The following is a 24,093-nucleotide window of genomic DNA, read 5'->3' as shown; positions in this document are numbered from 1 at the left end:
ATGTATTAGGCACGCCGCCAGCGTTCATCCTGAGCCAGGATCAAACTCTCCAATAAAGTTAGTTTGTCTAGCATCTAAAAATAAAAATTGACGTTTCACGTTGTTTGTTTCGTTTAGTTTTCAAAGTTCAACATCGCGTTTCAGCGACTTTCATAATATATCATAGTATATTATTTTCGTCAACAAGTTTTTTTCGATAACTTGTATCTCTCATTTGCTGACTTTTCCTATTATATACACTTTCCTATTGCTATGCAAGTATTATTATAAAAAAATAAGAGGGGGAGAAATCCCCACTCTTACTCTTCAGAAGAATCCTCTTCATTAGATTCTTCTTCTTCATCTTTTTGCGCTTTTGCTACTGTCGCTACCTCTTGCTCATCTTCTAATCGAATTAGACGAACACCTTGTGTATTACGTCCCATTTGAGAGATTTGATCAACCGGCATACGAATAATAACGCCTGCTGCTGTAATTAACATAATGTCTTCTTCGCCTGTTACAGACTTAACCGCTACTAACTTACCGTTTTTATCTGTAATATTACAAGTCTTCAGACCTTTACCACCACGACTTTGCAGGCGGTATTCATCAATCGGTGTACGCTTTCCATAACCATTTTTCGTTACAATTAGAACATTTACATCCTCTTCGACAATTTCCATACCTACAACTTGATCTTCATCACCTAATGTAATTGCTTTTACGCCAGCCGCATTACGTCCCATTGAACGCACATCTTGCTCATTGAAACGAATTAACATACCGTTACTTGTCCCAACGATAATATCCTTATCACCAGATGTTAAGCGTACAGAGATTAATTCATCCTCTTCACGAAGAGAAATTGCAATTAAACCATTTGTACGTATATTGGCAAATGATGAAAGTGGTGTTCTCTTAGAGATACCTTGTTTCGTTGTAAAGAATAAGAACTGGTCGTCACCAAATTCACGAATTGGAATAATAGCGTTGATCCACTCACCCTTATCTACCCCTAATAGATTAATAATCGGTATACCTTTTGCTGTACGACTATACTCTGGAATTTCATATCCTTTTGTACGGTATACTTTACCCTTGTTTGTGAAGAATAAAATATGATCATGAGTAGACGTTGTTAATAAATGTTCGACAAAGTCATCATCATTCGTACCCATTCCTTGTACACCACGTCCCCCACGGTTCTGTGTTTTGTACGTAGAAGCCGGTAACCTCTTAATATAACCATTATGAGTAAGTGTAATTGCGATATTTTGTTCTGGGATTAAATCTTCATCCTCTATAGCTTCCATACCGCCAATTGTAATTTCTGTTCTTCTCTTATCATTAAAACGCTCTTTTACTTCAGCTAATTCCTCGCGAATAATTTCAAGAACTTTTTCTTCGTCTGCTAAAATTGCTTTTAACTCTGCAATTATCTTCATTAAATCTTGATATTCTTGTTCGATTTTTTCGCGTTCTAATCCAGTTAAACGTTGCAAACGCATATCTAAAATCGCTTGCGCTTGTTTCTCACTTAAGCCGAAACGTTCCATTAAACCTTGTTTTGCAATATCAGCTGTTTTTGAACTACGGATTAAAGTAATAACTTCATCAAGATGATCTAAAGCAATTCGTAAGCCTTCTAAAATATGAGCACGCGCTTCTGCTTTCTCTAATTCATAAGCAGTACGTCTACGAATCACTACCTTTTGATGCTCTAAATAATAATATAGATTTTGTTTTAAATTTAAGACTTGTGGCTCTCCATTTACAAGAGACAACATATTAATACCGAAGCTTGTTTGGAGTGCTGTATGTTTATATAGATTATTTAATAGTACATTGGCATTGGCATCACGACGTACTTCCATAACAATACGCATACCATTTCGATCTGATTCATCACGTAAATCTGTAATACCTTCAATTTTCTTATCACGAACTAATTCTGCGATCTTTTCAATTAATCGCGCCTTATTAACTTGATAAGGTAGTTCTGTTACGATAATAGTTTGTTTACCATTTGCTTTCTCTTCAATTTCAACTTTAGCACGAAGTATAATAGAACCGCGACCTGTTTCGTAAGCTCTTCGAATTCCACTTCGCCCTAAGATTAAACCTGAAGTTGGGAAGTCTGGTCCAGGAATATATTCCATTAATTCCGCGATAGTGATATCAGGGTTATGACTTAATGCCAACACACCATCAATTACTTCTCCAAGTTGATGCGGTGGAATGTTTGTTGCCATACCGACCGCAATACCCGTCGTACCATTGACTAATAAGTTAGGGAAACGCGCTGGTAATACAACTGGCTCTCTTTCAGAACCATCGTAGTTATCTTGATAATCAATTGTATTCTTTGTAATATCGCGTATTAATTCCATAGAAATCTTAGACATTCTTGCTTCTGTATAACGCATTGCTGCCGCTGAATCTCCATCAACAGAACCGAAATTACCATGTCCATCAACAAGCATGTAACGTTGACTAAAATCTTGTGCCATACGTACCATTGTTTCATAAACAGCTGAATCACCGTGCGGGTGATACTTACCAATTACTTCGCCGACAATACGCGCCGACTTCTTATATGCTTTATCAGCTGTAATTCCTAAATCATTCATCGCATATAAAACCCTACGATGAACTGGTTTTAATCCATCACGAACATCTGGTAATGCACGAGACACGATAACACTCATTGCGTAATCTAAAAATGAGGTACGCATTTCATGACTAATATTAATTTCTCGAATTCGTGCTTGTTGTTGATTGTCTGACATCAACGAGCACCTCCTCTTACATTTCCGTTACACATACATTGATTTATATGTAGAAGACAGGAATACTTAGATTCCTGTCATTACTCACTTAAATATCAAGGTTTTTCACGTATTTTGCATTTTCTTGGATAAAGTTACGACGCGGCTCTACTTTATCACCCATCAAAATTTCAAATGTTTCATCCGCTTCAATTGCATCTTGAAGGGAAACTTGAAGTAACGAACGTACTTCTGGGTCCATTGTCGTCTCCCACAGCTGAGTTGGATTCATTTCCCCTAGACCTTTATAACGCTGAATCCCGGGCTTAGGTTGAGCTGGTAATTCAGCTAGTATTTTTTCAAGTTCTTTATTGTTATAAGCATATTGAATTTTTTTACCTTGTTGTACTTTAAACAACGGTGGCTGTGCGATATATATATATCCACACTCAATGATTTGACGCATATAACGATAGAAGAACGTTAATAATAGGGTACGAATATGTGCACCATCAACATCGGCATCTGTCATAATAATAACTTTATGATAGCGAGCTTTTTCAATAGCAAAATCCCCGCCAATATTTGTACCAATTGCTGTAATAATTGTACGAACTTCATCATTTGATAAAATCTTATCTAAACGTGCCTTTTCAACGTTAATAATTTTACCCTTCAGTGGTAAAATCGCTTGAAAATGACGATCGCGTCCTTGTTTTGCAGATCCGCCCGCAGAGTCACCCTCCACGATATAAATTTCGCTAATTGCTGGATCTTTAGAAGAACAATCAGCTAGCTTCCCTGGTAAACTTGAAACTTCTAGAGCACTCTTTCGGCGCGTTAGTTCACGAGCCTTTTTAGCCGCTACACGTGCACGCGCTGCCATAGTCCCTTTATCTATAATTTTACGTGCAACATTGGGGTTTTCCAGTAAGAACTTTTCAAACGCCTCTGAGAATACAGACTCTGTAATCGTTCTCGCTTCACTATTTCCAAGTTTCGTCTTTGTTTGTCCTTCAAATTGTGGATTTGGATGCTTAATTGACACGATTGCTGTTAAGCCTTCACGAACATCTTCACCAGTTAAATTACTATCCGCATCTTTTAAAATATTATTTTTACGACCATAATCGTTAATTACACGTGTTAGAGCAGTCTTAAAACCTACCTCATGTGTACCGCCTTCATACGTATGAATATTATTTGTAAATGAATAAATATGATTTGTATAGCCTTCGTTATATTGAAGAGCAACCTCAACCTGAATCCCATCTTTTGAACCGTCAACATATACAGGTTCTTCATGAATCGGTTGTTTTGAACGATTTAAATGTTCAACATATGATTTAATTCCACCTTCATAATGGAATTCTTTCTTTTGCTTATGTTCACGCTTATCTTCAATTGTTAATTTAATATTACGATTTAAAAACGCCAACTCACGCATACGAGTCGCTAATGTATCAAATTCGTATTCTGTCGTCTCTGTAAAAATTTCTGAATCTGGCTTAAAGCGTGTGATCGTTCCTGTACGATCAGTTTCACCTATTACTTTTAAATCCGCAGCCGGGACCCCGCGTTCATATTTTTGATAGTGTATTTTTCCATCTCGATGTACAAATACCTCTAATTCTGTTGATAAAGCATTTACAACAGATGCACCTACACCATGCAAACCACCAGAAACTTTATAACCACCACCGCCAAATTTACCACCGGCATGGAGTACCGTCATAATAACTTCTACAGCAGGACGTCCCATTTTTTCTTGTATACCAACAGGGATACCACGACCATCATCTGTTACAACAATACTATTATCTTCTTCAATACTGACATTAATTTCATCACAATATCCTGCTAAAGCTTCATCAATACTGTTATCAACAATTTCCCACACGAGGTGATGAAGACCTTTTCCACTTGTAGAACCAATATACATACCAGGACGCTTTCGAACTGCCTCCAGTCCTTCTAACACCTGAATCTGACTTTCATCATATGCATTTTCCTGCATTTGCTTTTGTTCCATTGACACAAAGATCACCTACTTTTCCATTTAAACAGAAATTATTTTCTGTCTATTTCACAATCTACCGTGCCGTTCGTTACATGAATTGTTTTCGCTTCTTTCAATGTTTCGTGTTCAATTCCCTCGACACTCGTCGTTGTCACAAAGGTTTGTACTTTTCCTTGAATTGTATTTAGCAGATGCGATTGACGATAATCATCTAATTCTGATAACACATCATCTAGTAAAAGAATTGGATATTCCTTAACCTCTGAGTATATCAATTCAATTTCAGCCAATTTTAGGGATAGTGCGGTTGTTCGTTGTTGTCCTTGTGAACCAAAGACTTGAACATTTTTACTATTAACGAAGAATTGTAAATCATCACGATGAGGACCAAGTAAAGTTGTACCCCGAAAAATTTCACGTTGTTTCACAGATTGAAAACTTTCATAGTATACTTCCTTTATTTTCGACAAATCCATTGATTCTGATACATCTACACTTGGTTTATAAACGATTTCTAACTCCTCTAATCCCCTGCTAATTCCGCGATGAATTGGAGCAGCCCATTCTTGTAGTAAATGCAAAAACTCAAAACGTTTTCGCAAAATTTTTGCACCATGCTCAATAAGTTGAAGTGTAAATACATCCAACATCGTTTCCTCATTTTTACTATTCCCTTGCATCTTCTTAAGTAAATGATTTCGTTGCGTGAGTACCTTTTGATATTGACTTAATTCATACAAATAGACCGGAGCTATTTGTCCAAGTTCCATATCCAAAAAGCGTCTTCGTACTTGAGGGCTTCCTTTTACAAGATTTAAATCTTCTGGGGCAAACATAACAACATTCATTTCACCAATATACTGGCTCAATTTTTGTTGTTCTAACTGATTTAACTTTGCCTTTTTACCTTTTTTTGAAATATTTAATTCTAAGGATACTGAACTATTTCGCCTTTGTAATCTACCTTTTATATTACCATAATCCTCATCCCAACGAATGAGTTCACGATCGTTCGAAGTTCTATGAGATTTCGCCATCGCCAATACATAAATAGCTTCCATCAGATTCGTTTTCCCTTGCGCATTTTCACCAATAATTACATTGACTTTATCCTCAAAGGAAAGCTCTAAATGCTCATAATTGCGATAGTTTTTTAATTGTATTTCTGTAATAAACAAAGGGATCCCCCTTTATGCCTGAACTTGGAAAGTTCCGCTTCCCGGAATTTCAACAATATCATTTGCATATAACTTTCGGCCTCTTCTATTTTCAAGTTCTTGATTCACGTATACTTCATATTCTTGTAAGAACCATTTCACAGCGCCACCTGTATCAATTACATCAGCTAACTTTAAAAATTGTCCTAGTGTAATGTATTCTGTTGAAATCTTAATAAGTTTCATAAAATCGCTCACTTTCTGAAAGTGTTCATTCTTTCATTGTACTAAATAAACTAGCATTAGGAAAGTAATACCCCACAAATCAAATAAGGGTCACTAGTACCTTTACACTAGCAACCCTTAATCCTTACTTAGTAAGTACGGACTGGTAAAATTAATTGGATAATGGAATCATCATTTACTGTGCGAATTAAAAACGGTCTCATCGCTCCAGTAAAACTAACTTTAATTTCTGTACTATCTAAGGCCTTTAATGCGTCCATCATATATTTTGCACTAAAAGATATTTTTAATTCTTCTCCATCTACATTTTCACATTGAACCTCTTCTACTACTTTTCCGATTTCTGGTGCATTCGAAGAAATCTCTAACATCTGTTGTTCTAATGTCGATAATTTAACAACGTTGTTACGACCATCTCTTGCTAACAACGACGCACGATCGATCGCTTGTAAAAATTCTTTTGTATTTACAAATATATCAGTTTTACTTTCAGCTGGAATTAAACGCGTTGTATCTGGATAATTTCCTTCTAATAATCTTGAGAAGAATAATAAATGTTTTGTACGGAATAATACTTGATACTCCGTAATAACGATATCTACCATTTCTTCAGATTCATCTAGAATTTTACTTAATTCACTTAAGCTCTTACCAGGAATAACGACATTCGCTTGAAATTCATCGGCAATATTATACCCTTCGATTTTTGCTTTACGAAGTGCTAGTCTGTGACTATCTGTTGCAATACAAGTTAGCTCGCTGTTATATACCTTCCAGTTTACACCTGTCAAGATTGGTCTTGTTTCAGAACTTGAAACTGCAAATACTGTTTGACGAATCATGTGCTTTAGTAAATCTGTTGGAATCTTAAATACATGATGTTCTTCGATTTGTGGTAATAACGGATATTCAGCAGCATCTAAACCATTTAAGTTGAACTCTGATTTTCCAGATTTTATTTTTGTCATAAAATGATTTTCCACAGAAATTTCGACAGTTTCTTTAGGTAATTTTTTTACGATCTCACTAAAATATTTTGCTTGTAAAATAATACTTCCTGATTGTTCAATTTCCACAATTTCTTTTCCAGCATCTTCGACTGGGATAAATGATTCGATAGAGATGTCTGCATCACTACCTGTTAAAGTAACTCCTTCTTCAGTTGCTACAACTTTAATCCCTGTAAGAATTGGAATTGTTGTACGAGAAGAAACTGCCTTCATTACATCTTGTACACTTCTTACAAGATAGTCTTTTTGTATTGTAAAACGCATAACGAAAAACCTCCGGTAAGTATAAGATTTTATTTATTTAATAAAGATAAAAAAGTAGTAGTAATAGTAATAGGGCTTGTGGATATGTGGATAACCCTGTTTAAAGATGTAAAAACAGTCTATCTACATGTGGATAGACTGTGCGCAAAATAAGCTAAGTTATTCACACTATTCAGCTACTACTATTTTAAAATATCCTTAACTTCTTCAACGTGTTTTTGTAATTGAGTATCCGTTTTTAATAGCTTCGAAATTTTTTCGTGAGCATGGATTACTGTTGTATGATCGCGGCCACCAAATTCTTCACCTATTTTTGGCAAAGATGAGTCCGTAAGTTCACGTGATAAATACATCGCAATTTGGCGAGGGAATGCAACGGATTTTGTCCGTTTTTTTGCTTTGAAATCTTCTAATTTTACTTGATAGACGCCCCCAACAGCCTTTTGAATATCAGAAATAGAAATAATTCTAGGTATAGAGTTTGGAATAATATTTTTAAGCGCTTCAGCCGCTAAATCAGCATTCATATCTTTATTAATTAAAGATGAATAAGCTACAACTCGAATAAGTGCACCCTCTAGTTCACGAATATTTGAATCGATTTGATTTGCGATATAAAGCATAACTTCATTTGGTATATCAAGACCTTCTGCTTTTGCTTTTTTACGTAAAATTGCGATTCTAGTTTCTAAATCTGGTGGCGTAATGTCCGTAATTAACCCCCATTCAAAGCGAGAACGAAGGCGATCTTCTAAAGTTGGGATTTCTTTTGGTGGTCTATCGCTTGAAATCACAATTTGTTTACTTTCTTCATGTAACGCATTAAATGTATGGAAAAACTCTTCCTGTGTTTGTTCTTTTCCAGCAAGAAATTGAATATCATCTATCAATAAGACATCTACATTACGATATTTATTACGAAAATCGACAGCTTTATTATCACGAATTGAATTAATAAATTCATTTGTAAATTTTTCAGATGATAAATATACAACTTTTGCATTTGGGTTGTGTTCAATTACATAATGCCCAATTGCGTGCATTAAATGTGTTTTTCCAAGTCCAACGCCCCCGTAAATAAAGAGCGGATTATAGGCTTTAGCTGGTGCTTCAGCTACAGCTAAAGAAGCAGCATGTGCAAAACGATTACCAGAGCCAATAACAAATGTATCAAATGTATATTTTGGGTTTAACATACTCTGTGGTAAGTGATTAGACTCATCATGTGCGTGTTTTTGCTTAACAGAAGGAAGATCTATATCCTCTTCTGCCTGACTTTGGGGAATGATAAAACGAATAGCTAGTTTTGCCCCTGTTAAATCATAAAGTGTTTCGGAGATTAGTTCCGAATAGTGAGATTCTAGCCAGTCACGAGCGAATTCATTTGGAGCTGTAATAGTTAATACATCTTTTTTTAAGTTATGAGCAGTTGTTGATTTTAACCATGTTTCATAACTTGGCTTGCTTACCTTTTTTTCTAATTCTTTTAAGGCACTATTCCATAAATCAGAGATATTTTCCAAAGGTGTCCCTCCTTTACAAAGATGGTAAAAGAATAAGGTTGCGCAACAATTGTACAACCTGTAAATACTTCTAATGCATATTTATACGAAACGTATTTTAAAATATAAAAACGTCGTTAGTATCCGAGATAGAGTTTTCGACAAAATAACACATGTGGACAACTATTTACCCACATGTGATTTAAACTATCCACATGTTATACACAAATTGTGGATAAAATAAAGGTGTGGAAAACTTATTCAAAGTGAAAACACAACTATAATATCAAAAAAAAGCAGCTATAGCAATGAATTTAAGAAAGTTATCCACAAAATCAATACCTTGTGGAATAAACTTGTCCACAACACGATATACTGTGTAAAAGTAAAAAAAGAGTTTGTGGATATAAAAAAGAGAAAAAATATTTATCCACAAGGAAATATAGGGACTGTGAAAAAGTATGTGAATAGGTTAAAAATGAATATTTGATGAAAATTTCGAGAACCATTGACATTTTCCTATTTGATTTACTATAATTTATTAGACTGTCTTTAACAGATATTCCTCAGGGAGGTGTCATATAATGAAAAGAACTTACCAACCAAATAAACGTAAGCGCAGCAAAGTACATGGTTTCCGCAGCCGTATGAGCACAGCAAACGGACGTAGAGTGCTTGCAGCTCGTCGTCGTAAAGGAAGAAAAGTATTATCTGCGTAGACCACTGAACGTTCAGTGGTCTTTTTTTCTAATAATAATGAGTTTCCGCTGATGAAATACAGGAGTGTCAAATGATATGAAGAAAAAAAATCGTATAAAAAAGAATGATGAATTCCAGGCTGTTTTCCAAAAAGGACAATCAAATGCCAATCGCCAGTTTGTTGTATACAAATTAGATAAAGAAAAACAGCCGCATTTTCGCATTGGTCTTTCTGTTAGTAAGAAAATAGGAAATGCAGTAGTGCGTAATCGAATTAAGCGTATGATTCGCCAATCGATTATAGAATTAAAAGATGAGATAGATTCTGGAAAAGATTTTGTTATAATAGCAAGGAAGCCTTGTGCAGAGATGACATATGAAGAGTTAAAGAAAAGCTTAATTCATGTCTTTAAACGCTCTGGTATGAAAAGAATAAAAAAGTAGCGTAAGGAAATGAATTACACTATATACATACCGAAACAAGGAGGAGCAGGCTTTGAAAAAGAAAATAGGTTTATTAGCCATGGTTATTATGCTAATGGCAATTGCTACCGGCTGTAGTGAAACAAATCAACCGATTACACCGAAAAGCACTGGGATTTGGAATGAATATTTCGTATACCCGCTTTCTCAGTTAATCACGTATTTTGCAGAATTATTTGGTAGTAATTACGGTTTAGCAATCGTTGTTACAACTCTTATCATTCGTTTTGCATTATTACCATTAATGATTAAACAAACGAAGAGTACGAAAGCAATGCAGGCGTTACAACCAGAAATGGTGAAATTAAAAGAGAAATATAGTTCTAAAGATCAAGCAACACAGCAAAAACTACAACAAGAAATGATGCAGTTATATCAAAAGAATGGTGTAAACCCATTAGCAGGATGTTTACCAATATTTGTTCAGATGCCTATTTTATTCGCGTTTTATCATGCGATTATGAGAACAACAGCAATTAGTGAACATACATTTTTATGGTTCGATTTAGGACAGGCGGATCCGTTCTATATCCTTCCAATTGTTGCAGCTATTACGACGTTTATTCAGCAAAAACTTGCAATGGCAGGAACGGCTGGACAAAATCCGCAAATGGCAATGATGATTTGGCTTATGCCAATTATGATTTTAGTCTTTGCAATTAACTTCCCAGCAGCACTATCATTGTACTGGGTAGTTGGTAATATCTTTGGTATCGCTCAAATGTATATGATCAAAGGGCCTGAAATTAAGGCTAGTAAGGCAGGAGGATCAAGCAAGTGAGTATGATTACTGCTAAAGGACAAACAGTCGAGCTGGCAGTACAAGATGCTTTAAGACAATTAAATGCTTCGAAAGATCGAGTAGATATAAATATTATCGATGAGGGTAAGAGGGGGTTCCTAGGTTTATTTGGGAATCGCCCCGCTGTTGTAGAAGTTGTATTGAAAAAAGATCCAATCCAAGAATGTGAAGAATATTTAAAAAATGTTATTCAAAATATGGGTGTGGAAGTTGAGATTAGAAAAATTGTAAAAGGACGCGAAGTTGAATTTACAATTTCTGGTGAAAATATCGGTGTTTTAATTGGTAAAAGAGGGAATACGTTAAATTCTTTACAATATTTAACAAAACTTGTTGCGAACCGTAATACAAAGCAATATATTGGTATTACACTGGATGCTGAAAACTATCGTAGTAAAAGAAAAAATACGTTAGAATCTCTTTCCTATCGATTAGCAAAACAAGTAGTGAGTACGAAAAAAAGAGTTGTTCTAGAACCAATGCCTTCTTTTGAACGGAAAATTATTCACCAAGCATTATCTAATCATCAAAATATCATTACAACTTCTGAAGGGAAAGAACCACATCGGTATGTTGTAATATCTTCCAAGTGACCGGTTACTCAATTGAGTGCCGGTTTTTTTGAGGAGAAAATAAATGTGGATAACTAAAAAACACTAAACTTATCCACTGTGAATAAGTTTAGTGTTTTTTACATAAGGACATAATAAAATGAGTTATTATTCTTTTGTAGATAGGTTCGTTATGGTATCCTAATAATTTAGTGACGGAAAAAATTCATGTTGAAATAGAGATAAATAAGCAAGTGAGGTGAAAGGACATGGAATTTGATACAATTGCCGCAATTTCCACAGCACTTGGGGAAGGTGCAATTGCCATTGTTCGAGTAAGTGGGGATGATGCGATTGAGAAAGTTGATCGTATTTTTAAAGGGAAGGATTTAACACAGGTTTCTTCTCATACAATTCATTATGGTCATATTGTCGATTTAGATACAAATCAAGTTATTGAAGAAGTTATGGTGTCCATTATGCGTGCACCAAGGACTTTTACACGTGAAAATATAGTAGAAATTAACTGTCATGGTGGACTTGTTTCGGTAAATAAAGTATTACAGCTTATTTTAGCGCAAGGAGCACGACTGGCAGAGCCTGGTGAATTTACAAAACGTGCTTTTTTAAATGGACGTATTGATTTGTCACAAGCAGAAGCTGTTATGGACTTAATCCGTGCGAAAACAGATCGTGCTATGAATGTAGCGATTAACCAAATGGAAGGACGATTATCTAAATTAATCGGCCATCTGCGTCAAGAAATATTAGAAACATTAGCTCATATTGAGGTGAATATAGATTACCCAGAATATGATGATGTAGAAGAGATGACGCATAATATTTTAATTGAGAAAGCTACACATGTCCGTGCTGAAATTGCAAAGATATTAGAAACATCGAAGCAAGGAAAGATTTTACGTGAAGGCATTTCTACCGCGATTATCGGTAGACCTAACGTTGGGAAATCATCGCTATTAAATAGTCTTGTTCAGGAGAAAAAGGCAATTGTAACTGATATTGCAGGAACAACTCGTGATGTTATTGAAGAGTACGTTAATGTGCGTGGTGTACCACTTAAACTTATAGATACAGCCGGAATTCGTGAAACGGAAGATATTGTTGAACGAATTGGTGTAGAGCGTTCGAAGGAAATGATGAGTCAAGCAGACTTAGTGTTAATTGTAGTGAACTATAGCGAGGCTTTAACAAATGAAGATGAGGATCTATTCCGTGCCGTACAGGGAAAAGATTTCATTGTCATTGTAAATAAGACAGATTTACCGCAAGAAATTGATATGGAACGTGTTACAGATTTAGCGGTAGGCAATCGTGTTATTACAACATCTTTAATTGAGGAGCAAGGAATAGATGAGCTTGAAAAGGCAATAGCTGATTTATTCTTTGAAGGAACAATTGATTCTGCGGATATGACATACGTGTCTAATGCGAGACATATCGGATTATTAACACAAGCAGGAAGAACAATTAACGATGCAATTGAAGCGATAGAAAATGGTGTTCCGATTGATATGGTTCAAATTGATTTAACAAGAGCGTGGGAAATACTTGGTGAAATTACTGGTGATACTGTCCATGAAAGCTTAATTGACCAATTGTTCTCTCAATTTTGTTTAGGAAAATAAAGTGAAACTTTAATCAGAGATGATTTAGTAAGATAGAGGTTATTAGGAGGAATAAACAATGGGATACAATGCCGGTTTATATGATGTCATAGTAATCGGTGCAGGTCATGCAGGATGTGAAGCTGGTCTTGCGGCAGCACGAATGGGCTCAAAAACATTAATGTTAACAATTAACTTAGATATGGTAGCGTTCATGCCATGTAACCCTTCTGTTGGTGGACCAGCAAAAGGGATTGTTGTTCGTGAAATTGATGCATTAGGCGGAGAAATGGGACGCAATATTGATAAAACACATATTCAAATGCGTATGTTAAATACGGGTAAAGGACCAGCTGTACGCGCGCTTCGTGCACAAGCTGATAAATTCTCTTACCAGCATGAATTAAAGAAAACAATTGAAGAAACACCAAACTTAACGTTGTTTCAAGGTCTGGTAGAGCGTTTAATTATTGAAGATGGTGTATGTAAAGGGGTAATTACGCAAGCTGGTGCTGAATACACAGCGAAAACAGTTGTAATTACAACGGGAACATTTTTACGTGGTGAGATTATTATGGGAGATTTAAAATATTCAAGTGGTCCAAATAATCAGCAACCATCTATTACATTATCTGAACACTTAGAGGAACTTGGTTTTGATCTTGTTAGATTTAAAACAGGTACACCTCCGCGTGTAAACAGTAATACGATTGATTATAGTAAAACAGAAATTCAACCAGGTGATGATAAGCCACGTGCTTTCTCTTTTGAAACGACAAAATTTATTATGGATCAAATTCCATGTTGGTTAACGTATACAAGTACAGAAACACATCGTTTAATAGATGAAAACTTACATCGCTCAGCTATGTATTCTGGTATGATTAAAGGAACAGGGCCTAGATATTGCCCTTCAATTGAAGACAAGGTAGTAAGATTTAATGATAAACCACGTCATCAAATTTTCTTAGAGCCAGAAGGACGTAATACACAAGAAGTATATGTACAAGGCTTATCGACGAGCTTACCAGAAGATGTACAGCGTGCAATGCTTAGAACAATTCCTGGTCTGGAAAATGTTGAAATGATGCGTACGGGTTATGCAATTGAATATGATGCAATCGTACCAACTCAACTATGGCCAACACTTGAAACGAAAAAAATTAAAAATTTATATACAGCAGGACAAATTAATGGAACTTCTGGTTACGAAGAAGCGGCAGGACAAGGGCTTATGGCTGGAATTAATGCAGCATGTCGTTCTTTAGGTAAAAAAGAAGTTATTTTAGGTCGCGCTGATGCATATATTGGTGTTTTAATTGATGATCTTGTAACAAAAGGCACAAATGAACCATACCGTTTATTAACGTCTCGTGCGGAATATCGTTTATTATTACGCCATGATAATGCAGATCTTCGTCTAACTGAGGTTGGTCGTGAAATTGGTTTAATTAAAGAAGATCGTTATGAGAGATTTACAAATAAAAAACTACAAATTGAACAGGAAAAGGAACGATTAGAGAGTATTTTTATTAAACCGCGTCCTGAAGTTCAAGAATTAATTCGTAGTATTGGCGGAAGTGAATTGAAAGATGGAATACGTGCAAGTGACTTATTACGTCGTCCAGAGGTGACATATGAGCATATTCATCTTTTAGTACCAAGTGAAGTAGCATTAAGTGATGAAATTACGGAACAAGTTGAAATTCAGACCAAGTACGAAGGATACATTGAAAAATCTTTACAGCAAGTAGAACGTATGAAGAAAATGGAAAACAAAAAAATTCCTGTGGATATTGATTATGATGCGATTTCTAGCCTTGCCTCAGAAGCGAGACAGAAATTGAAAGATGTTCGTCCACTTTCAATGGGGCAAGCTTCACGTATTTCTGGCGTAAATCCAGCTGATGTTTCCATTTTGCTTATTTACATTGAACAAGGAAAAATTGCACGAGTATCGAACCAATAACATAGTAAGGAGATATTGCTAGATGAACATAGAACAATTTCAATCTATGCTAGAAGAGAAGGGTATTTCCCTCTCTTCTAGACAGTTAGAGCAGTTCGGAATCTATTTTGAAACATTAGTAGAGTGGAATGAAAAAATGAACTTAACGGCTATTACGGAGAAAGAAGAAGTATACTTAAAACACTTTTTTGATTCTGTTACAGCGGCTTTTTATTATGATTTTTCGAAACCATTTTCTATTTGTGATGTTGGAGCAGGAGCTGGATTCCCAAGTATCCCTTTAAAAATCTGTTTCCCGCACTTAAAAGTAACAATTGTAGATTCATTACAAAAACGTATTAATTTCTTAAATCACTTAGCGCAAAAGTTAGAATTAAGTGATGTTGCATTTTGTCATGATCGTGCTGAAACATTTGGAAAAAAAGAAGGTGTACGTGAAGCATACGATATTGTAATGGCACGTGCAGTTGCACGTCTTTCTGTATTAAGTGAGCTATGTTTACCACTTGTAAAAGTAGGGGGAACATTCATTGCAATGAAAGGTGCAGCGGCTAACGAAGAAATCGAAAATGGCAAATATGCTTTAGAGGTACTGGGCGGAGAATTGAAAGAAATGTCTACGTTCCAATTACCGTTTGAAGAAAGTGAGCGTAATATTTTATTAATCGAGAAAAAGCGCAAGACACCAAAGAAATATCCACGCAAACCGGGAACGCCCAATAAATTACCTATTGAAAAATAAATCTTATTAGACGTAAGATTAAATTATATAAATGAAAACGTAAATGTTTCATAGGAAACATTTTATGTAGAACAGTCAATAGGCCTAAAAGGTGGTGGAATATGTATGAAAAATACGTTTTCTCGTTTATTTGGCTTTGGAGATAAAGAGAGCGAATTCGAATTACAAGACGAAAGCCATGAAGAAATAGCTAAAAAGGTATATGAAGAAATACAGGAAATTCCGATAGTAAACATTACCCCTAACCGTTATCAACCACGAACAGTTTTTGACGATGCACGTATTGAGGAGCTAGCATTAACGATTCGTACACATGGGCTTATCCAGCCGATTGTTGTGAGACAGTATGAGGATGATAAGTACGAGATTATTGCCGGGGAAAGGCGTTTCCGCGCAGCAACAAAGTTAGGGTGGGAAAAAGTTCCTGCAATAATAAAGAATTTAAATGATACTGAGACAGCTTCTGTAGCGTTAATTGAAAATTTGCAACGTGAGGAATTAACAGCAATTGAGGAAGCTGTGGCATATCAAAAGCTGATTGAGTTACATAATTTAACACAAGAAGCATTGGCACAACGACTTGGAAAAGGACAATCGACAGTCGCAAATAAATTGCGATTATTAAAATTGCCTGAAGAAATCAAAAGTGCATTATTAGAAAAAAGTATTACAGAACGGCATGCTCGTGCCCTAATTCCTTTGAAAAATAAGGAATTACAACTGAAGGTTTTACAAGAGATTGTGGAGAAGCAATTGAATGTAAAGCAAACAGAAGAACGAATTGCAAAGTTACTAGAAGAAGTAAAACCAAAGCGCAAAGCGAAGCAAAAAGCAGTAAGTCGAGATGCGAGAATTGCTATGAACACAATTAGACAATCATTACAAATGGTTGCTAATAGTGGTTTGAATGTTAATTCTGCGGAAGAAGAGTTTGATGAATACTATCAAATTACGATTAAAATTCCGAAGAAAAAATAATTACGTGCTAGAGACCTTATCCTATGGGAGAGGTCTCTTTTACTATATTTTCTTGTTAAAGCAAGAAGGAGTTTAGAAATAAATTTTGAAGTTTAATAAGGACGTAAAAGAAAAACTTTTATTTCATGTTACAATAAACGTAATTGTTTCTAGAATAAGAAAGAAAGGTTGAAAGTAGGTGACATCATGGGAAAAATCATTGCTATTGCTAATCAAAAAGGCGGTGTTGGAAAAACAACAACATCCGTTAATTTAGGGGCTGGATTGGCACAAGTAGGAAAAAAAGTACTTCTCGTAGATATTGATGCTCAAGGAAATGCAACGACTGGTGTAGGGATTGAAAAGTCTGAATTAGATCAATGTATTTATAATGTTCTTGTAGAAGATGCAGATGTTCAAGGTGCCATACGGAAAACCGCAACTGAAAACTTAGATGTTCTACCCGCTACAATTCAATTGGCTGGTGCTGAAATTGAATTGGTACCAACCATTTCCCGGGAAGTACGCTTGCAAAGAGCGTTACAGCCAATTCGTGATGAATATGAGTATATTATTATTGACTGTCCCCCATCATTAGGGTTATTAACGATTAATGCATTAACAGCAGCAGATTCTGTTATTATTCCTGTGCAGTGTGAATATTACGCGCTGGAAGGGTTAAGTCAGCTATTAAATACAGTTCGACTTGTGCAAAAGCATTTAAATAAAAATTTAGCAATTCAAGGTGTATTGTTAACGATGTTGGATGCTCGTACAAATTTAGGAATTCAAGTTATAGATGAAGTGAAAAAATACTTTAGGGATAAAGTATATCGTTCGATTATTCCTCGTAATGTTCGCTTAAGTGAGGCACCAAGTCATGGAAAACCAATTATGCAGTATGACGCTAAATCAAGAGGAGCAGAAGTATATTTAGATTTAGCAGAGGAAGTGATTGCAGGTGGCTAAGGGATTAGGAAGAGGAATCAACGTGTTTTTTCCAGATTTAGATGTGAAAGAAGAAGAAACGATTCAGGAGATTATAGTAACTGAATTAAGGCCGAATCCATATCAACCACGTAAACATTTCAATAAAGAAGCGATTCAGGAATTAGCGGCTTCTATTAAAGAGCACGGTATATTGCAACCGTTAATTGCTCGAAAGAGTATTAAAGGATATGAAATAGTTGCAGGTGAAAGAAGATATCGTGCTGCTAAAGAGGCCGGACTTGAGAAAGTGCCTGCTGTTGTAAGGCAATTAAATGAGCAGCAAATGATGGAATTTGCTTTGCTTGAAAACTTACAACGAGAAGATTTAAATCCTATGGAAGAGGCAATGGCATATCAGATGTTAATGAGCGAGCTAAATGTAACACAAGAACAATTAGCAAAACGTCTTGGTAAAAGCAGACCTTATATCGCAAATTATACTCGTTTGTTAAGCCTCCCTTCATTCGTTCAAGATATGATTGCAAACGGTGAGCTTTCAATGGCTCATGGAAGAACTTTACTTACAATAAAAGATGAAGAACAGTTGAAATCTTTATTGAAGCGAATTGAAAAAGAAGGACTGAATGTTCGCCAATTGGAACAAATTGTCCAGGAAATTAATCAACGTGTTTCACGTGAAACACAACAAGTGAAAAAAGAAAGAAATATATTTTTTGTAGAGCGTGAAACGTTTTTAAGAGAAAAGTTTGGTACGGATGTAAAAATCAAAGAAACGAAAAAAGAAAAAGGTAAAATCGAAATCGAATTTTTTAATAAAGAAGATTTAAATCGAATTTTAGAATTATTATCAAAGGAAAATTAAAAAGCAAACCATCTTATTGTTTATAGATGGTTTGCTTTTTTTAATGCAGATAATTTTTGGTCTGTTTCTTTTATACTTTGTGCAATTACATCAGCCATCTTCATGACTAAACTTAGTCTTGTATTTTGAAGTACGAAAAACTCCATGAAACCATTTAAATTTACGATGCCATGTATATGCAAATCACCAATTTCAGGTAATTTCTTATTCATCGCAGCTCCAGGTTTACTAGGGCCCTTTCCAGTAGTTATAGAACCGATACTTTGAGATTTCCCTAAACATGCATCAACAGCAATAATAAATGAAGTAGGATTTTCTTTCTGTATATTCTGAATTTTCTCTTCTAAATTTAGTGCATGTATTGGTTCGTCTAGTGTGCCGAATACTTGAAGGTTTTTGATTTCAATTTGTTCTAGTTTAGTACCAACTAATGGGCCAAGTGCATCACCGGTGGAACGGTCTGTTCCGATACAAATGAGAATGAGTGGCATATTAGTCTTAATGGGAATATGGGAAAGTAAGAAATTACTGATTGTCTCAGAGGCTTCTAAGTCATGATGCATAACATTTTGAGTTTCTTTTTCAAAAAAAGGTAAGCGAAAACTTCTAATATTCATGAAGCACCCATCCTTTTAATAAATTTTCACAATATGTTATATGGTGTGTGAAATGGAAAATTATAAGTGCATACTTTTTACAAACTGTGAATGAAAACGGAAATAATAGTACTAGTATATATATATTCGTTTCATTTTATACCTGAATGGAAGTTAACAAATGGAATTAAAGTCATAAATTTTTTTCAGAAATCAGAGAGAGTTCTGATACAATAATAAGGATAACTAAAAAGAAATTCTAGCCAGAGAGGTAGAGGGACATGGATTTAGCGTTGAAATGGTTTGAGTCCATTGATTGGACGAATATAGGTGTGAAGTCACTAAAAATAATCGTTATTTTAATACTTGGTGCAATCGTTGTGCGAGTTGCAAGGGCAATTGTACGAAATGCGTTTCGTATGGGAAGCCGTTCGCCGATTCAAATTTCAGAACGTCGTACAGTTACGGTAGCGAAGTTGCTTGAAAATATTGTGGCATACGTTGTTATGTTCATTATGTTAATTGCGATTTTAGGTGTGTTTGATATTAATGCATCAGGTCTATTAGCCGGTGCTGGGGTAATTGGTTTAGCAGTCGGTTTTGGTGCACAAAGTTTAGTTAAAGATGTTATTACAGGATTATTTATTTTGTTAGAGGATCAATTTTCAGTAGGTGATTATGTAAGAATAGGTCAATTTGAAGGAACTGTTTTGGAAATTGGACTACGTACAACGAAGATGAAAAGCTGGACAGGTGAAATTCATATAATACCAAATGGTAGTATTGTACAAGTAACGAACTTTTCCGTTAGTAATAGTGTAGCATTTGTTGATGTATCTATTTCTTATGAAAGTGATATAGTACGAGCGGAGCAAGTTATTGAAGATTTATTAGTGGAACTACCAGAAAAATATGAGAAAATGGTAACAACACCTCAATTGCTAGGTGTTCAAACATTGGCAGCGTCTGAAGTTGTATTACGTGTTATTGCTGAAGTTGAGCCGATGCAGCATGCAGTTATTGCGAGGGCTCTTCGCAAAGAGATTAAAAATCGTCTTGATTTACATGGTATTGAAATTCCATACCCACGTATGGTTTTATATAGTCGCGAAGAATTAGTTAGTGAAAAAGCAATTTAATAGTGGGAGGGATTTAGAGAATGGAGCAAAAGCAATATAACTTGTACGATGTTGTGGAAATGAAGAAAGCCCATCCATGTGGTGAAAATCGCTGGAAGATTATTCGTATGGGAATGGATATCCGCGTTAAGTGCGAGGGGTGTGACCATTCGGTAATGATTCCTCGAAGAGAGTTTGATCGCAAGGTGAAAAAAATACTTGTGAAGCACGAAGAATAGTGAAAAAGCAACAGCTGCAGTAGACAGCCGTTGCTTTTTTTCATTTGGTGGAAACTTGTCATTTTTTTCGTTACTATCTATAATGATGAAAGATTGAGACATAGGAGTGAAAAATATGGGATTAACGGCTGGGATTGTTGGATTACCTAACGTAGGTAAGTCCACTTTATTTAATGCAATTACACAAGCAGGAGCAGAATCTGCGAACTATCCATTCTGTACAATCGATCCAAACGTAGGGATTGTAGAAGTACCAGATGAGCGTCTAAATAAATTAACGGAATTAGTAGAACCGAAAAAAACTGTTCCGACTGTATTTGAATTTACTGATATTGCAGGTATCGTAAAAGGTGCGAGTAAAGGTGAAGGGTTAGGAAATAAATTCTTATCTCACATTCGTCAAGTAGATGCAATTTGCCAAGTTGTTCGTTGTTTTGAAGATGAAAATATTACGCACGTTTCAGGAAAAGTAGATCCAATTGATGACATTGAAACAATTAACTTAGAACTAATCTTAGCGGATTTGGAATCTGTTGATAAGCGTATCGAACGAGTTGCGAAGTTAGCAAGACAAAAAGATAAAGAAGCTGTATATGAGCATGAAATTTTAGTTCGTTTAAAAGAAGCTTTTGAAGAGGGAAAACCAGCTCGTACTGTTGAATTTACAGAAGAGCAAATGAAGATTGTTAAAGGCCTTCATTTACTTACAACGAAAGAAATGCTATACGTAGCAAACGTAAGTGAAGATGATATTATGGATCCTTCTGACAATAAATATGTACAAATGGTAAAAGAATTTGCAGCAAATGAAAATTCTCAAGTAATCGTTGTATGTGCAAAAATCGAAGAAGAAATCGCTGAGCTAGACGAGGAAGAGAAAAAAGTATTCCTTGAAGAACTAGGCATTGAAGAATCTGGTTTAGATCAATTAATTCGTGCTGCATATGATTTATTAGGACTTGCTACTTACTTCACAGCTGGTGTGCAAGAAGTACGTGCATGGACGTTTAAACAAGGTATGAAAGCACCACAATGTGCTGGTGTAATTCATACAGACTTTGAGCGTGGATTTATTCGCGCAGAAACAGTTTCTTATGATGATTTAATGACAAACGGTTCTATGACAGCTGCAAAAGAAGCTGGTAAAGTACGTTTAGAAGGAAAAGAGTATATCGTAAAAGACGGAGATGTTATGCACTTCCGCTTTAACGTTTAATTTAATATTTCCTAGGAAAAATAAAGATATGAACTTGGCAAATATATTATGTGTTTGCCAAGTTTTTTACGTATTGGTGAGTTGATTCATATAACTTACTATGATATAATCTAAACTCGTGAGTAATTACTATAAATTAATTGCTCCTTGCCCATTATGGGCCGTTTAGACCAAAAGGAGGTGAAAGTGTAATGAGAAAGTACGAAATTATGTACATCATTCGTCCTGGCGTTGAAGAAGAAGCTCAAAAAGCTTTAGTTGAACGTTTTGCAGGTGTTTTAACAAACAATGGTGCAGAAATCATTAACACAAAAGAGTGGGGTAAGCGTCGTTTAGCTTACGAAATCAACGACTTACGTGAAGGTTTCTACATGATCTTAAACGTGAACTCTAACTCAGAGGCGATTAACGAATTCGACCGTTTAGCTAAGATCAACGAAGATATCCTTCGTCATATCGTTGTTAAAGAAGAAGAAAAATAATTGATATATAAGGGAGAGTGGTTCGATTGATGAATCGTGTTATCCTCGTTGGTCGTTTAACTAAGGACCCTGACTTACGTTACACGCCCAATGGTGTTGCAGTAGCTACTTTTACGTTAGCTGTGAATCGCGCATTTGCGAATCAACAAGGTGAGCGTGAAGCTGACTTTATTAATTGTGTAATATGGCGTAAACAAGCAGAAAACGTGGCAAATTATTTGAAAAAAGGTAGCTTAGCAGGCGTAGACGGACGTCTTCAAACTCGTAATTACGATGGACAAGATGGTAAACGTGTATATGTAACAGAAGTTCTTGCGGAGAGCGTACAATTTTTAGAGCCGCGTAATGGCGGTGGGGAGCAACGTGGTTCATTCAATCAGCAACCATCAGGAGCTGGTTTCGGTAACCAAAGCTCTAACCCATTTGGTCAATCTAGTAATTCAGGTAACCAAGGTAATCAAGGTAACTCTGGATTTACGAAGAATGACGATCCATTTTCGAATGTTGGTCAACCGATTGACATTTCGGACGACGATTTACCATTTTAATGGTGTGAATCGGCTATTTTTAACAAAGAATGGAGGGAATAGACATGGCAGGACGCAAAGGTGGACGTGCGAAGCGTCGTAAGGTGTGTTTCTTCACATCTAACGGCATCACTCGCATTGACTATAAAGATGTTGATTTATTAAAACGTTTCGTTTCTGAGCGCGGTAAAATTTTACCTCGTCGTGTAACAGGAACAAGCGCGAAATACCAACGCAAACTTACAGTTGCAATTAAACGTGCTCGTCAAATGGCACTTTTACCATATGTTGGTGAATAATAGCGTATGAAATGCACAGTAGAGTCGGACTCTACTGTGCATTTTGCTATGCTTTTCTTTTTGAAAGAGAGGTTAAAATGTGAAACAAGCAAGGTTTATTACCGAAGGCGCAGCGTTATTGGCTGTATATGCAATGTTATTGCTCATATCTATGTATGTTCCGATTTTGGGTACAGTTGTAACATTTGTATTGCCGTTACCATTTATATTGTTAACGATAAAATATGGTGTACCTAATGCCTTTGTGATTTTTACAGCAGCATTTTTCATTGCTGTTATTGTGGGTCAACCAATAGGTCTAGTAAAGACAATTATGTTTGGGTGTACGGGTATTGTTTTAGGATACATGTATAAAAAACAAAGAAAGCCGTTGGAAATTTTGATAGCAGGGACACTTGCATACTTAATCGGTATTATGCTCATTTATGTTGTGAGTATAAAATTTTTCAACATAGATTTAATACAGAAAATGCAAAATATGTTTAGTGAAAGTGTAGTACAAAGTGAAAAGATAGCAAATGCTGCTGGTATGCAGGTTAGTAAGAAACAAAAAGATTTATTCGCACAAATGAATGATATATTACAAACGATACTCCCGAGTATACTTGTAATGGTTTCTGTGTGTCTTTCTTGGATTACGGTTATGATATCAGGTAGTGTTTTGAAAAAGTTAAAGCATGAAGTAACACTTTGGCCTAAATTTAAAGACATACAATTGCCAAAGAGTATTATTTGGTATTACGTCATATTTATTCTGTTAGCAACTTTTATAAAGGTAGAACCAACATCATATTTACATATGGTATTTTCTAACCTATATGTAATCTTTGCACTATTGCTCGTACTGCAAGGTCTGACATTTATCGCCTTTTTAGCACATAGAAAAGGATTTACTAAAGGTGTTCCTATTATTAGTTTTATTGTCTGCATGTTTATTCCGATGATGTTTCCTCTTGTGACAATCTTAGGTATAATTGATTTAGGGATTTCATTGCGTTCTAAAATAGGGGAATAAAATAATATTCC

General features: G+C 35.5%; 24 protein-coding genes. 17 read left to right on the top strand and 7 right to left on the bottom strand.

Annotation, left to right across the window (positions count from 1 at the left end):
* Positions 1-299: 299 nt before the first annotated feature.
* The 6 genes from gyrA to dnaA all read right to left on the bottom strand — a co-directional run bounded on the left by gyrA (position 300) and on the right by dnaA (position 8,970).
* Positions 300-2,771 (bottom strand): DNA gyrase subunit A, encoded by a 2,472-nt coding sequence (gyrA, locus tag ABH960_RS02980; RefSeq protein ID WP_002016488.1) that lies wholly within the window; start codon positions 2,769-2,771, stop codon positions 300-302.
* Between the two features lie 88 nt (positions 2,772-2,859).
* A complete protein-coding gene (gene gyrB, locus ABH960_RS02975) occupies positions 2,860-4,782 on the bottom strand; it encodes a DNA topoisomerase (ATP-hydrolyzing) subunit B (protein WP_002034986.1) in 1,923 nt (640 codons plus the stop codon).
* A gap of 38 nt (positions 4,783-4,820) precedes the next feature.
* Positions 4,821-5,948: a DNA replication/repair protein RecF gene (recF, locus tag ABH960_RS02970; RefSeq protein WP_002016486.1), complete on the bottom strand. Its 1,128-nt coding sequence runs from the start codon at positions 5,946-5,948 to the stop codon at positions 4,821-4,823.
* A 12-nt stretch (positions 5,949-5,960) separates the two neighbouring features.
* Positions 5,961-6,173 carry a S4 domain-containing protein YaaA gene (gene yaaA / locus ABH960_RS02965; RefSeq protein ID WP_002016484.1) on the bottom strand — a complete coding sequence of 71 codons (213 nt, stop codon included), beginning with the start codon at positions 6,171-6,173 and terminating at the stop codon, positions 5,961-5,963.
* A 128-nt stretch (positions 6,174-6,301) separates the two neighbouring features.
* On the bottom strand, positions 6,302-7,447 hold the full coding sequence (dnaN, locus tag ABH960_RS02960) for a DNA polymerase III subunit beta (protein WP_002034988.1): 1,146 nt from the start codon (positions 7,445-7,447) through the stop codon (positions 6,302-6,304).
* Positions 7,448-7,629: 182 nt separating this feature from the next.
* Complete coding sequence (dnaA, locus tag ABH960_RS02955) at positions 7,630-8,970, bottom strand: chromosomal replication initiator protein DnaA (protein WP_002016481.1); 1,341 nt, start codon at positions 8,968-8,970, stop codon at positions 7,630-7,632.
* 563 nt (positions 8,971-9,533) lie between these two features.
* Here dnaA and rpmH point away from each other — a divergent pair.
* From rpmH to spo0J, 10 genes are all read left to right on the top strand, one after another.
* Positions 9,534-9,668, top strand: coding sequence for a 50S ribosomal protein L34 (rpmH, locus tag ABH960_RS02950; RefSeq protein ID WP_002068706.1), 135 nt, complete (start codon positions 9,534-9,536; stop codon positions 9,666-9,668).
* Between the two features lie 76 nt (positions 9,669-9,744).
* Complete coding sequence (gene rnpA / locus ABH960_RS02945; RefSeq protein ID WP_002089963.1) at positions 9,745-10,092, top strand: ribonuclease P protein component; 348 nt, start codon at positions 9,745-9,747, stop codon at positions 10,090-10,092.
* Between the two features lie 52 nt (positions 10,093-10,144).
* Complete coding sequence (gene spoIIIJ, locus ABH960_RS02940) at positions 10,145-10,912, top strand: YidC family membrane integrase SpoIIIJ (protein ID WP_002089960.1); 768 nt, start codon at positions 10,145-10,147, stop codon at positions 10,910-10,912.
* Complete coding sequence (gene jag, locus ABH960_RS02935; RefSeq protein ID WP_002166368.1) at positions 10,909-11,526, top strand: RNA-binding cell elongation regulator Jag/EloR; 618 nt, start codon at positions 10,909-10,911, stop codon at positions 11,524-11,526. Before spoIIIJ ends, jag begins: the two co-directional genes overlap by 4 nt.
* A 227-nt stretch (positions 11,527-11,753) precedes the next feature.
* Positions 11,754-13,130: a tRNA uridine-5-carboxymethylaminomethyl(34) synthesis GTPase MnmE gene (gene mnmE / locus ABH960_RS02930; protein WP_002068714.1), complete on the top strand. Its 1,377-nt coding sequence runs from the start codon at positions 11,754-11,756 to the stop codon at positions 13,128-13,130.
* A gap of 58 nt (positions 13,131-13,188) precedes the next feature.
* On the top strand, positions 13,189-15,078 hold the full coding sequence (mnmG, locus tag ABH960_RS02925; RefSeq protein WP_002068716.1) for a tRNA uridine-5-carboxymethylaminomethyl(34) synthesis enzyme MnmG: 1,890 nt from the start codon (positions 13,189-13,191) through the stop codon (positions 15,076-15,078).
* Between the two features lie 22 nt (positions 15,079-15,100).
* Positions 15,101-15,820, top strand: a complete 720-nt coding sequence (rsmG, locus tag ABH960_RS02920; RefSeq protein WP_002016472.1) for a 16S rRNA (guanine(527)-N(7))-methyltransferase RsmG — start codon at positions 15,101-15,103, stop codon at positions 15,818-15,820.
* A 105-nt stretch (positions 15,821-15,925) separates the two neighbouring features.
* Positions 15,926-16,798: a nucleoid occlusion protein gene (gene noc, locus ABH960_RS02915; protein WP_404442575.1), complete on the top strand. Its 873-nt coding sequence runs from the start codon at positions 15,926-15,928 to the stop codon at positions 16,796-16,798.
* A gap of 186 nt (positions 16,799-16,984) precedes the next feature.
* Complete coding sequence (gene soj, locus ABH960_RS02910; RefSeq protein ID WP_002016469.1) at positions 16,985-17,746, top strand: sporulation initiation inhibitor protein Soj; 762 nt, start codon at positions 16,985-16,987, stop codon at positions 17,744-17,746.
* Positions 17,739-18,590 carry a stage 0 sporulation protein Spo0J gene (spo0J, locus tag ABH960_RS02905; protein ID WP_195743302.1) on the top strand — a complete coding sequence of 284 codons (852 nt, stop codon included), beginning with the start codon at positions 17,739-17,741 and terminating at the stop codon, positions 18,588-18,590. Before soj ends, spo0J begins: the two co-directional genes overlap by 8 nt.
* A gap of 20 nt (positions 18,591-18,610) precedes the next feature.
* On the opposite strand, the gene yyaC is transcribed toward spo0J, so the two are convergent.
* Positions 18,611-19,207 carry a spore protease YyaC gene (gene yyaC, locus ABH960_RS02900; protein ID WP_016096412.1) on the bottom strand — a complete coding sequence of 199 codons (597 nt, stop codon included), beginning with the start codon at positions 19,205-19,207 and terminating at the stop codon, positions 18,611-18,613.
* A 260-nt stretch (positions 19,208-19,467) separates the two neighbouring features.
* Here yyaC and ABH960_RS02895 point away from each other — a divergent pair, with 260 nt between their 5' ends.
* From ABH960_RS02895 to ABH960_RS02865, 7 genes are all read left to right on the top strand, one after another.
* Positions 19,468-20,325: a mechanosensitive ion channel family protein gene (locus ABH960_RS02895; protein ID WP_002089952.1), complete on the top strand. Its 858-nt coding sequence runs from the start codon at positions 19,468-19,470 to the stop codon at positions 20,323-20,325.
* Between the two features lie 20 nt (positions 20,326-20,345).
* Positions 20,346-20,543: a DUF951 domain-containing protein gene (locus tag ABH960_RS02890; RefSeq protein WP_000436054.1), complete on the top strand. Its 198-nt coding sequence runs from the start codon at positions 20,346-20,348 to the stop codon at positions 20,541-20,543.
* Positions 20,544-20,658: 115 nt separating this feature from the next.
* A complete protein-coding gene (ychF, locus tag ABH960_RS02885) occupies positions 20,659-21,759 on the top strand; it encodes a redox-regulated ATPase YchF (RefSeq protein WP_002089951.1) in 1,101 nt (366 codons plus the stop codon).
* Between the two features lie 191 nt (positions 21,760-21,950).
* Complete coding sequence (gene rpsF / locus ABH960_RS02880; protein ID WP_001233782.1) at positions 21,951-22,241, top strand: 30S ribosomal protein S6; 291 nt, start codon at positions 21,951-21,953, stop codon at positions 22,239-22,241.
* Positions 22,242-22,267: 26 nt separating this feature from the next.
* Complete coding sequence (gene ssb, locus ABH960_RS02875) at positions 22,268-22,789, top strand: single-stranded DNA-binding protein (RefSeq protein ID WP_000981963.1); 522 nt, start codon at positions 22,268-22,270, stop codon at positions 22,787-22,789.
* A 44-nt stretch (positions 22,790-22,833) separates the two neighbouring features.
* Entirely contained in the window at positions 22,834-23,067 is a 234-nt protein-coding gene (gene rpsR / locus ABH960_RS02870; protein WP_000918874.1) for a 30S ribosomal protein S18, read from the top strand.
* A gap of 79 nt (positions 23,068-23,146) precedes the next feature.
* The gene (locus tag ABH960_RS02865) at positions 23,147-24,082 is read left to right on the top strand and encodes a YybS family protein (protein WP_002016461.1); all 936 of its coding nucleotides are present in this window, start codon (positions 23,147-23,149) and stop codon (positions 24,080-24,082) included.
* Positions 24,083-24,093 lie beyond the last annotated feature (11 nt).

Source organism: Bacillus sp. RC252 (genome assembly GCF_044909215.1).
Classification (GTDB): domain Bacteria; phylum Bacillota; class Bacilli; order Bacillales; family Bacillaceae_G; genus Bacillus_A; species Bacillus_A mycoides.
The sequence above is the reverse complement of the archived record's forward strand: the minus strand, read 5'-3'. Positions and strand labels throughout refer to the sequence as shown.